The following is an 11,027-nucleotide window of genomic DNA, read 5'->3' as shown; positions in this document are numbered from 1 at the left end:
TAGTTATTTCTAACCGTCTGGCAAAAGAAAAAGGGAATGCTCCCTGTTTTCTCCTCAGCGGCTTTCGCCGCCGCTCTGTGTATCCGCATCTTCACCGGCCTCCCTGGCTTCGCCCCCGTCAAAATCAACGCCCATGATCCGCATCCACCCGCCGGTGTGGAACTCCCTCAGCTGCCGTATCCGCCTGGACGCCGCCTCCTTTTCCATATCGTGGGCCACCATCTCAAACATGCCAGTAAACAGGCCGCTGGAGATCATGTGACACAGCTCCCTGTCTATCTCGGGCATGGGATGTCCTGTGGACTCCACGGCCTCGATGTAGCGGTAGGTGGCCTCCACCTCCTTCTCTGTCATCTCATGGATAAACTGTTCATAGGACGTGCCCCCGGCGGAGCAGATGAGGAGCTTGCACTCTGTGTAATGGTCATACACATAGTCCAGGATCTGCCCTATACAGTCGCCTGTCACCCGGGACATGGCGCCGGTCTGCTCACTGGCGGGCATCTCCCGGATGGCGGCAAGTCCCTGGTCAAAAAAACCCATCACTGCCCTGGCGTGGGGCCCTGCCAGAGCGTCAAAGAGGGCCTCCTTTGTGGGGTAATACCGGTAAAATGCCCCGGTGGTGACGCCCGCCTCCTTCACGATCCTGCGAAGGGAAGCCCGCTCAAAGCCCTTTTCCAGGAATTCCTCCCGGGCCGCCTCAAGGATCCTCTCCTGTGTTCCCTTCTCTTCTTCCATGGCCTTCCTCCCCTTTGTATCCTGCCTCTCCCCGCCGGAAACAGCCTCCGCTGCTGCGGCCCCTTTCACATCGGACCTTCCGGCAGAGATAACAGTGTGTGCTAACACTGTTATCAGTGTAGCAGAAAATGTGTCCGGGCACAAGAGGAAGGGCTGTATATGAGATTTTTTCTCAACTGGGATAAAGGTATAAGAAAAGGCAGGCTCCTGTCCTCTGGAGCCTGCCGGCTGTTGACTGATCATTTTCACGCGATTTTGCGGTTATTTCTCTGTCTGTGTTCCCCGCAGGGTCCTGATGTGATGGATGCCGTAGAGGGCAAAGGACAAAAGCAGCATGGCCGCACAGATTCCGATCAGGAGCCGGGATACCCCCTCAGGGATATTGTACCAGAACAGGTGCAGGACCATCATGGCGTAAATCAGCCAGGTGGTGACCTTTCCGTGCCAGTCAGCCCCGAACACGCTGCCCGTCTTCCGTATCACCAGAAGTCCGGTGATGGCCATGAAGATTTCTTTTACCACCATGATGGCAAGCGGGACTGCCATGAGGGGAAATCTGGTCAGGAGACAGGCCAGCATGGCTGCCTGGGTCAGCTTGTCCGCCACCGGGTCCAGCACCTTCCCCAGGTCGCTGGTCATATGAAAATGCCTGGCTATGAGCCCGTCCGCCGTGTCCGTCAGGCCTGATATCACCAGCACGATGCCGGTCCATATATACTCCTTCTGCACGCAGTACAGCCAGGCAAAGACCGGTATCAGGCAGAGCCGGAAAAAGGACAGGAGATTGGGAATGGTCAGTATCCTGCGGGTTGTCTCTTCATGCTTCATGGCGGGATGCTCCTTTTTATCTTGGCCTCATTGTCCATCTGCCGGACACCGCCGCCCGACAGAAAAGCCCTGAGGTCTGTCTGTGTAAAAGTATATACCAAAGTCAGCCCTCAGGCAAGGCATCCCGGAAAAATCAGGTCAGCTCCTTAATAAAGCTCCCGCACTCTACTCCTCTTCAAAGAGCACCTTCCCGTTTGTCTCAATGACTTTCTTGTACCAGTAGAAGCTGTCCTTCCTGAAGCGGTCCAGCGTGCCGCCCTCCTCCTCTTCCCGGTCCACATAGATAAAGCCGTACCGCTTCTGATATCCGTTCAGCCAGCTCAGAAGGTCGGTAAAGGACCAGGTGCAGTAGGCCAGTACCTGGCAGCCCTCCTCCACAGCTTCTCCCAGCGCCTTGATATGCTCCTTCAGATAGCAGATCCTGTACTCGTCATGTATCTGACCGTCCTCAGTCTTCTTGTCAAAGGCTCCCAGCCCGTTCTCAGAGATGACTATGGGCAGCGCATAGCGGCTCGTAATCTCTCTGCAGCAGAACTGAAGTCCCGAAGGATCGATACTCCAGTCCCAGTCTGTGGTCAGCAGATACGGGTTGGCCGGATTTTTGTAAATCCCCGGCATCCCCAGCTCCTGGGCGGAGCCCTTGACGCCGGTCGTGTTCATAGTCCCGTAGGGAGTGGCCCCGTCCATCGGATTGTACTCGCAGACGCAGCTCTGGTAATAGTTCACGCCCATAAACGTGATCTGCGCTGCCGCCTGTCTGAGAATCTCCTCATCTCCATCAGCCATGTCCGGCGCGATCCCCTTTTTCTTCAGATATGTCATCGCCGCAACAGGATAGCGCCCGTATGCATAGACATCCATCCACCAGTAGTTTTTCAGGTCATCGTAGTTGGCTTTTGCCATAGCGTTGATAGGCCTGCAGTCCAGGGCATAGGAGGGTGTGTAGGCGAAGCTTGCCCCTATCTGTCCCTTCCCGCCCATCTGCCGATAGGCCAGCACTGCCTTTGCATGAGCCATAAACGCATGATGGTTGACCTGATAGAACATTTTCTGGTCATCAAATTTGCCCGGCGGATGCTGGGCTGTCAGCCATCCCAGCGAGGTAAATATATTCTGCTCGTTCAGAGTGATCCAGTACTTCACCTTTCCGTCAAACCTGGAAAACAGCGTTTTTGCATACTGTACATAATCATCGATGATGCGGGGGCTCTCCCACCCCCGATACTCATCGACAAGGGCCTGGGGCAGATCCCAGTGGTAAATGGTCACCATAGGCTCTATGCTGTATTTCAGGCACTCGTCAATGATATCCTGGTAAAAGGCCATTCCCTCCTCGTTGACTTCCCCGGTCCCCTCAGGGAAGATCCTGGCCCAGGAGACAGAGAAACGGTATGTCTTCAGCCCCATCTCTGCCATCAGCGCAATATCTTCTTTGTACCTGTGATAGTGGTCCACTGCCACATCTCCTGTGGTGGCTTTGTAGGTCTTGCCCGGGATGCGCACAAACGCATCCCAGTTCGTCATCCCTTTTCCGCCTTCCTTCCATCCGCCTTCTATCTGATAGGCGGCAGAAGCACTCCCCCAGAGAAATCCCTCCGGAAATCCTGATGCTCTCATCTGTTCCATGTCTCTTCCTCCTTTTCTTTTCAATCAGCGTACTACCAGTATCTCATCAAGCTCCTTCACCGGCCCGGAGGCGGTGGCAGACACATCCGCAAATGCATCCGTGTTGGATACGATGACCGGAGTCGTGATGTCATATCCCGCCTTCACGATCTCATCCTTGTCAAACTCCAGGATAACTTCTCCCTTCTTGACTGTATCTCCGGAAGCCTTTTTCGGATAGAAATATTTTCCCTCCAGATTTACCGTGTCCATGCCTACATGTATCAGCAATTCCACACCGTCACTGCTGGTCATCCCGACCGCATGTCCGGTCTCAAACATCATATCTATCTTCCCGTCAAAGGGGGATGCCACTTCGCCCTTCTCCGGGATGACAGCGGCTCCTTTTCCCAGGATTCCCTGTGAAAATGTAGCGTCCTTCACCTGCTCCAGCGGAATGCACTCTCCCTGGATAGGGCTCAGGATACGGATTTCTTTTCCCTCTGGAAGGGGAGCGGCTGCAGGCTGGGCCTCTTCTGCCAGGATAGCCTCATCCTCGTCATCCTCGTCCACAATATCTTCAAAGCCGATCAGCATAGTGGCGATAAATGCCACAATGACTGTTATGACAATGGTAAGGGCCGCTATCAGAAGGCTGGCTGCTCTGTCCTCCTCCACATACTGGACGATCGTCACGATTGCCGGTGTCGCGATGCCAAAGCACTTCATCTGGAAAAAACCGCCGAAGAGTCCGCCTGCGACAGCTCCGATGCAGGCCCCCAGCATTGGCCTTTTCAGTCTCAGTGTCACACCGTAGAGAGCGGGCTCTGTAATACCTGCCACAAGTGCGGAAAACGCGGAGGAGCCGGCAACCTGTTTGAAGTCTTTGTTTTTGCTCTTTACAGATACGGCGAGAGAAGCAGCACCCTGCGCCATGTTGGAGCATAGCTCACCGATACAGATAAAGTTCTCATATCCGGTTGTTGCGATCATACCGAGCTTTATCGGGGTAAATGCGTGGTGCATGCCGGCCATGACAACAAACGGATAAATACCGGCCACCAATCCGATGGCGATAAAGCCGAGCTGGTCATGGATAAAGTATACGATATCTGACAGGACATTGCCCAGGATTGCCCCCAGAGGTCCCAGTACGATCAGGGCGATCGGTGCCTCGATCAGCACCACCAGCATGGGGCGCAGGAAGTTCTTGGTCACCACGGGCGTAATCTTATCTGCCAGCTTCTCCACATACTTTAGGGACCATACTGCCAGGATGATCGGGATGACCGAGTAGGAATAGGAAGCATAGGTAACCGGAATAAAGCCGAGGAATTTTACCACCTCCCCTGCCTCATTTGCATTGCTCATCAGAGAAATAAAATTGGGATGGAGCATGATAAGCGCAATGCTGGCCGCATAGTACATATTTGTCCCGAATTTCTTTGATGCAGAAATGGCAATCAAAACAGGCATAAAGAAAAAAGCTCCGTCTCCCATAACGCTTAACAGGTTATAGGTATTCCCTTCTGTATCAAGCACACCTATCATGGGCAGTAGCGTCAAAAGCACCTTGATCATGGCTGCGCCGATGATTGCTGGAATAACCGGCGCCATAATGCCGGAAATCGTATCCATCAGCATAGAGACGATTCCCTTCTTTTCCTGCTTCTGTGGTGCTTTCTTCGGAGCCTCGTTTGAGAAGTTGCCAAGCTTATTCAGCTCTGCAAAGACATTGGCCACGTCATTTCCTATGATGATCTGGTACTGTCCTGCCTTCTTCATCACTCCCATAACACCTTTTGTCTTTTTCACTGCCTCGTCGTCCACAATGGACTCGTCTTTCAGCGTGAATCTTAGCCTGGTCATACAATGTACAAGGCTGATCACATTTTCTTTTCCTCCTACACGCTGCAGGATTTTCTTTGCAACATTTGCGTAATCCATATCTTCACCTCATTAGAATTAATATATGTATCCCGGAAGTATCCGGAAAAAGAAAGACCTAGCCTTAAAGAGCACATTTTCCCGGGAAATGTACCCTTCAGGGCCAGGTCTTGCTTAACTGAATAATAACAAACCTGCGAACTAGCGATGCTGTTCGTCCAGTATTCTCTTTATATGAATCAGCAGATACAGCTCCTCATCTATGCTGATCCGGTATCCGTACTGCTTTTCAATGAACCGGGCCACCTTTTCCACCCCCGTATAGGCATGCCCGTTTTGTGCCACCATTGCCTGGTATATCTCCCCCATGCTGTCTTGATAGACCTCACCGTCCAGGACTCTGGCTGAGAAAAATTTTAAATGCGTCAGAAACCTCTGATAGGACACAGAATCCTCGTCAAATTCAATCCTGAAATGTATTTTTACAATCTTGATAATGGCATTAATTAGCTCTGTCATCTTCTGCACATCTGAAACCTCGCTGCTCTCAAGCTCTGAGGATATAATGTGCATGGCGATAAATCCCGCCTCGTCTTCTCCCAGATCAATATCTGTCATCTTCCGTATCCACTCAATGGCCTCCTTGGCCACCCTGTATTCCTGTGGATAAAATTTTCGGATCTCGTGTCGCATCAGATTCTTAAGGCTGATTCCGCTCTGGTATCTCTCCACAGCGGAATTGATGTGATCAGTCAATGTCACATAGAGGGTATCTCTCACCTTCAGTCCTGCTTCTCTAGAAGCATTGACTACCTTGCCGGCAATCTCCAGATATTTCTCCGAGATTTCTCTCACCACCTGCTGGAGCCTGTAATTATCCTCCGCACTCTTCAGACAATAAATCTTCTCCACGCGGGACTTGTCCAGCTCTTCACCCTTTTTCTTTTTAAACCCGATGCCGGCGCCGGTAATGATGATTTCCCGGCCGCACAGGTCCAGCGATACAACTGCATTTGTATTCAGAACTCTGACGATCTTCACCTGTTCCTGCCCCCTCCGGCAAGCATCCAAAACGGCTCTGCCATAAAAAAAACTGCCTATAATACTATTTATCCCAGTCAGTATTATAAACAGTCTTGCTTACCATTACGTAATAACAAACTTAATTTACCTGTATATATTAACAGCTCTCGGTCCATTTGTCTATAGCTATTTTTCTTTTCATCATATATCACAACTTCCCGCTCTTCTTTTTATGCAATATTTCCAAAATCATTCCCTCTGCCTCGGAGCCGGAAACGGCCTCCTTCTGAAACCCTGACCGCCATTCCCTTTTCGGACTTCGCATTTCTATCTCAAACATATTGTACGTCACATTCTCCTTGACATTTGCCTCTCTCTCTGTTATATTGATAATCAGATTATCGGTAATCAAATTATCAGTTGCTTTCCATGCAAAGTAAGGAGGCACGACCATGGCAGTACCCGACCATTCCATTGACCCGCGCATTATCGAGAGCGCCCGGAAAGAATTCCTGGAGAAGGGTTTTGAGAAGGCGTCCCTGAAATCCATCTGCGAGGGCGCAGGTGTCACCACCGGTGCCCTCTACAAGCGCTACAAGGGCAAGGAGGACCTGTTCAGCGCCACTGTACGGCAGACCGTGGAGGAGCTGTACTCTGTGGCGTCTCAGCGGGGGGACAGAGAGCTTTCCCTCATGTCCGACGAAGAGCTGATCAAAGCGTGGGACATGGACCACTCCGACATGATGTGGTGGTTCCGATACCTCTACGACAGGCACGATGATTTCTACCTGCTCCTTGCCTGCTCGGAGGGGACCAGGTACTCCCGCTTTGCCCACGACTGGGTGGCCCTCCTCACAAAAGCCACCAGCGCCTTCCTGGAGGAGGCGAAAAGGAGGGGGCTCTGCAGGAAGGATGTGAATCCGGATGAGCTCCACATCCTCCTGTCCGCATTCTGGACTACCATCTATGAGCCCTTTATCCACCATTTTACATGGGAGCAGATCGAGGCGCACTGTCACATCGTGTGCAGGCTGTTCAACTGGCACCAGGCCCTTGGCTTCCGGACGACAGAGCCGGGACAGGAAAGCAGCCTCTCCCCCTAGACACGCCCCTCACAGCCCCTCTCTTCGGGGAGGGCTTTCTTTTCTCTCGTAAGTTAGTTTTTCCTAACCAAAAAAGGAGGTTTAAGACATGTTTAAAAAGGTTCTGGAATATGCCGGGGAATACCGCCGGACCACCTATGCGTCCATAGCAGTCATGCTGCTGGGCGTGCTCATGAGCGTACTCCCCTATTTCTCCATCTACCGGCTCATCGCCCCGCCTCTCACCGGGGAGCTGGCAAATCCCGGTCAGTCCCTTCTGTGGGCGGCGGCCATCGCCCTGTGCGGGGTGCTCTACGCTCTGCTCTACGTGAAGGGCCTGTCCCTCTCCCACCGGGCTGCCTACAGCACGCTGCGCAATCTCCGGGTCTCCCTGCAGGGCCGCCTGGAAAAGCAGCCCCTGGGAGTCATAAAGGAGAAGGGCACAGGCACGCTGAAAAAAATGTTCACTGACGACATTGACTCCATCGAGCTCCTGCTGGCCCACGCCCTGCCCGAGGGGCTGGCCAATGTGGCTGTGCCGTTCTTTGTGTTCATCGCCATGTTCTTCGTAGACTGGAAGCTGGCCCTGCTGTCCCTTTGCTCCCTCCCCCTGGGGCTGGCCGCCATGGGCGCCATGTACCAGGCGGGCACCAGCAAGGTGGGGGACTACTACGCCTCAGCCCGGAAGATGAACAACACCATTGTGGAGTACATCAACGGCATGGAGGTGGTGAAGGTCTTCAACCGGGACGGGGACTCCTACCGGCGCTTTGAGCAGGATGTCCGGGGCTACCGGGATTTCACCCTGGCCTGGTACAAGGTGTGCTGGCCCTGGATGGCGCTGTACAACAGCATCCTTCCCTGCGTGGCCCTCTTCACCCTTCCTGTGGGTGCCTTCCTTGTCCTGAAAGACTACTCCACCCTGCCGGACCTGGCCCTGGTGCTCTGCATGTCCTTCGGCACAGGCGCCCCTCTTCTCAGGGCCCTCTCCTTCCTGGCCGCCATGCCCCAGGTGAGCTACAAGATCCATGCCCTGGAGCAGCTCATGAGCGCCCTGCCCCTCGCCCAGACAGAGGCTCCCTTCTCCGGCAGGGACCACACAGTCACCTTTGACAGGGTACATTTCGCCTACAGAGAGGAGGTGCTCCACGGCATCTCCCTGACTGTGCCGGAGGGAAGCCTGACCGCCCTGGTTGGGGAGTCCGGCTCCGGGAAATCCACCCTGGCAAAGCTCCTGGTCCACTACTACGACGTGACCGGCGGGGCAATCCGTTTGGGCGGCCAGGACCTGCGGGACATGAGCCTTCAGGCTCTGAACGACCAGATTTCCTACGTATCCCAGGAGCAGTTCCTCTTTAACACCAGCCTTCTGGAAAACATTCGCGCAGGCCGCCTGACCGCCACCGACGAGGAGGTCATGGAGGCCGCCAGGAAGGCCCAGTGCATGGAATTCCTGGACCGGCTGCCGGAGGGCATCCACACCATGGCTGGGGACGGCGGAAAGCAGCTCTCCGGCGGGGAGCGTCAGCGGATCTGCCTGGCCCGGGCCATCTTAAAGGACGCCCCTGTCATCGTCCTGGACGAGGCCACAGCCAGCGTGGACGCGGACAATGAACAGTACATCCAGGAGGCCATCAGTGAACTGTGCCGGGGCAAGACCCTGCTGGTCATCGCCCACCGGCTCCACACCATCCGGGACGCAGACCAGATACTGGTCATCCGGGATGGCCGCATCGCCCAGCGGGGCACCCACGACCTGCTCATGGAGGAAGGCGGTCCCTACCGGGACCTTGTAAGCGCCAGGGAGCAGAGCCAGGGCTGGAACCGCAGGCCGGCTTAGAAACAAGCGGCCCAGGATCTCACCCCAGGGCCGCAGCAAGACAGGACAGGGCGCCTGGAACTTTGTTCCCGTCGCCCTGCATCCGTCCACTGCCCCCGCCGGCTTCTCGTCTGTAAACAGGATAGCAACCGGATAAAGTCAGAATTTTAATTTCTCACACAACACACTCTTCATACAGACCTCCGTCAGATTTTTCTTTCTGCTTAAGATTACATATCTAAGATCTCAGCCTTATCCCCTTCCACAAGTATGGCCTGCTCATCCGTAATGACCTTCAAATCCAGCTTGTCTCCATATGTCTCAATGATCTTCCGTGCCCCCTCCCCCATCTCTTCGTTGTCCAGGTGGGGAACCACATAGAAATCCACCAGTCCGAGGGCGGAATAGGTTTCAAGCTCCGGGGCCTTCTCCGGGGCGTCCATAAGATCACAGTATCCGATGTCCGGGCAGGCCACGACAGCACCCGCCGACTCGCCTATGTACAGCTTGCCCTGCTCCACCTCCCGGATCAGCAGTCTGTCCGCTCCGCTCCTTTTCAGCTCCTGCAGCAGGAAAAAGGTATTGCCCCCACCCACAAAGATCAGGTCATTCTCTGTCAGACTGTGGAAAATCTTTTCCCGGGAGGCAGCGGAGACATCCAGCACGTCCACCTTAAGTCCCAGGCTTTCCAGCATTTCCGTCTCTTCCTTTATCATTCCGTTTACGATGGCCGCATCGCCGTCCGCTTCCCCTATAATCGCCGTGGGGATGTACGACACCGTTTTTCCCCCAAGGTCAGGCTCCTCTCTCTTTAAAGTCTCCAAGACCCGATGCATCATGGAGACCAGTAAAATCTTCTTCATATTCTCCCTGTGCTCCTTACATTCTTCTATTTGTCGTAATAAAACTCCGTCCATTTTCCCCGATATGACAGGCAGGGAAGGGAGGGATGCTTCGTCCCCTTCAGTGTGCCCTTTTTCAGCTCCACGGCGTCCTCCAGGTTTCTCCTGATATATTCGGGTTCAACCGGATACGGGTGATGGCAGGGGATAATCGTCTCCACCTGGTCTGCCAGGGCGCACAGCTTTTTCTGGCTCTCTATGTACAGGTCCAGACTGCGATGATCCCCAAACATGAAAATCGGCCCGCCCTTCTGTACAGAGTCGCCGGGCAGAAGCAGCTTTCTCTCCCGGTCCAGAAGCGCCACGCTCCCGTATGTATGGCCCGGTATCTCGACCACCTCCAGGCAGTAGCCGCCGCACAGAAAGACATCCCCCTCCTCCAGAGGCTTCAGGGACACCCTGTCTTTTACCAGATGCCAGTCCGCCCTGTGGAGAAATCCTTCTCCAAAATCCTTCAGCCCTCCTGCATGGTCCACATCCCCGTGAGTCAGGACGACTCTCACCGGCAGGCTTGTAAGCCTTCTGACTGCCTGGTGCACCTGGCCGTCCGCAAATCCTGTGTCGATCAGAAGTGCCTCCTCCTCCCCTGTGATCAGGAACTGCCGCACCCGTCCGTCATCCAGTATATAAAAATTTTCCATAAACAGCTTTACATTTGTCATGGGCAACCCTCCTTTTACTGCTCTTTCTATACCTAATCCTGCTTATATTGTAACATTCCGCTCAAACAGCTGTCCACAAATTCACCAATGTGCCCGCTTTATTTTCCAGCGGCCTGCTCTGGAGTGCGAGACCGTGATGCTGAACATTAACTACGGGCACAACAGGGCCCTGATGGAGAAGTGCCGCCGTCTGAAGGAGTACGCTGTCTTCGTGAACACAGTCCGGGAGAACCTGAAGCGGCCGCTCCCCCTCAGGGAGGCAGTTTCAGCGGCAGTGGATACATGCATTGAAAACAATGTGCTGAGGGATATTCTGCTGGAGCAAAAAGCGGAGGTGATCCAGAAGAAGCTGGCAAAGGGCAAATCTGTAGAGACTATTGCCGGGGAACTGGAGGTGGACACGGATACGGTGAGAAGCCTGCGGATACTCCATAAAAATCCCGATTTCTAAAAAAGGTTCTAAAAAACACAGGGCACCTGG

At 54.0% G+C, this 11,027-nt stretch carries 11 protein-coding genes; 3 read left to right on the top strand and 8 right to left on the bottom strand.

Annotation, left to right across the window (positions count from 1 at the left end; translation table 11 throughout):
* Positions 1-54: 54 nt before the first annotated feature.
* From H7U36_RS12830 to H7U36_RS15325, 6 genes are all read right to left on the bottom strand, one after another.
* Positions 55-807 (bottom strand): TetR/AcrR family transcriptional regulator, encoded by a 753-nt coding sequence (locus H7U36_RS12830; protein WP_242842864.1) that lies wholly within the window; start codon positions 805-807, stop codon positions 55-57.
* A gap of 192 nt (positions 808-999) precedes the next feature.
* Entirely contained in the window at positions 1,000-1,566 is a 567-nt protein-coding gene (locus H7U36_RS12825) for a CDP-alcohol phosphatidyltransferase family protein (RefSeq protein ID WP_033126542.1), read from the bottom strand.
* 165 nt (positions 1,567-1,731) lie between these two features.
* A complete protein-coding gene (locus H7U36_RS12820) occupies positions 1,732-3,192 on the bottom strand; it encodes a glycoside hydrolase family 1 protein (protein ID WP_033126543.1) in 1,461 nt (486 codons plus the stop codon).
* Positions 3,193-3,216: 24 nt separating this feature from the next.
* The gene (locus H7U36_RS12815; RefSeq protein ID WP_033126544.1) at positions 3,217-5,118 is read right to left on the bottom strand and encodes a beta-glucoside-specific PTS transporter subunit IIABC; all 1,902 of its coding nucleotides are present in this window, start codon (positions 5,116-5,118) and stop codon (positions 3,217-3,219) included.
* Between the two features lie 141 nt (positions 5,119-5,259).
* The gene (gene licT / locus H7U36_RS12810; RefSeq protein WP_033126545.1) at positions 5,260-6,099 is read right to left on the bottom strand and encodes a BglG family transcription antiterminator LicT; all 840 of its coding nucleotides are present in this window, start codon (positions 6,097-6,099) and stop codon (positions 5,260-5,262) included.
* Between the two features lie 190 nt (positions 6,100-6,289).
* Complete coding sequence (locus tag H7U36_RS15325) at positions 6,290-6,421, bottom strand: hypothetical protein (protein WP_255349850.1); 132 nt, start codon at positions 6,419-6,421, stop codon at positions 6,290-6,292.
* Positions 6,422-6,533: 112 nt separating this feature from the next.
* Here H7U36_RS15325 and H7U36_RS12805 point away from each other — a divergent pair, with 112 nt between their 5' ends.
* Both H7U36_RS12805 and H7U36_RS12800 read left to right on the top strand, forming a co-directional pair.
* A complete protein-coding gene (locus H7U36_RS12805; protein WP_033126547.1) occupies positions 6,534-7,184 on the top strand; it encodes a TetR/AcrR family transcriptional regulator in 651 nt (216 codons plus the stop codon).
* Between the two features lie 88 nt (positions 7,185-7,272).
* Positions 7,273-9,003: an ABC transporter ATP-binding protein gene (locus tag H7U36_RS12800; RefSeq protein ID WP_033126548.1), complete on the top strand. Its 1,731-nt coding sequence runs from the start codon at positions 7,273-7,275 to the stop codon at positions 9,001-9,003.
* A 209-nt stretch (positions 9,004-9,212) separates the two neighbouring features.
* Here H7U36_RS12800 and H7U36_RS12795 read toward each other — a convergent pair whose 3' ends face one another.
* The gene (locus H7U36_RS12795) at positions 9,213-9,845 is read right to left on the bottom strand and encodes a Type 1 glutamine amidotransferase-like domain-containing protein (RefSeq protein WP_033126549.1); all 633 of its coding nucleotides are present in this window, start codon (positions 9,843-9,845) and stop codon (positions 9,213-9,215) included.
* A 26-nt stretch (positions 9,846-9,871) separates the two neighbouring features.
* Entirely contained in the window at positions 9,872-10,546 is a 675-nt protein-coding gene (locus tag H7U36_RS12790) for an MBL fold metallo-hydrolase (RefSeq protein WP_191429269.1), read from the bottom strand.
* Positions 10,547-10,679: 133 nt separating this feature from the next.
* Between H7U36_RS12790 and H7U36_RS12785 the strand changes: the two genes are divergently transcribed.
* Positions 10,680-10,997 (top strand): hypothetical protein, encoded by a 318-nt coding sequence (locus tag H7U36_RS12785; RefSeq protein WP_147581196.1) that lies wholly within the window; start codon positions 10,680-10,682, stop codon positions 10,995-10,997.
* Positions 10,998-11,027 lie beyond the last annotated feature (30 nt).

Origin of the sequence: Faecalicatena fissicatena (assembly GCF_016900595.1) — a bacterium.
Taxonomy (GTDB): domain Bacteria; phylum Bacillota; class Clostridia; order Lachnospirales; family Lachnospiraceae; genus Claveliimonas; species Claveliimonas intestinigallinarum.
This window is presented reverse-complemented; position numbering and strand designations above follow the sequence as displayed.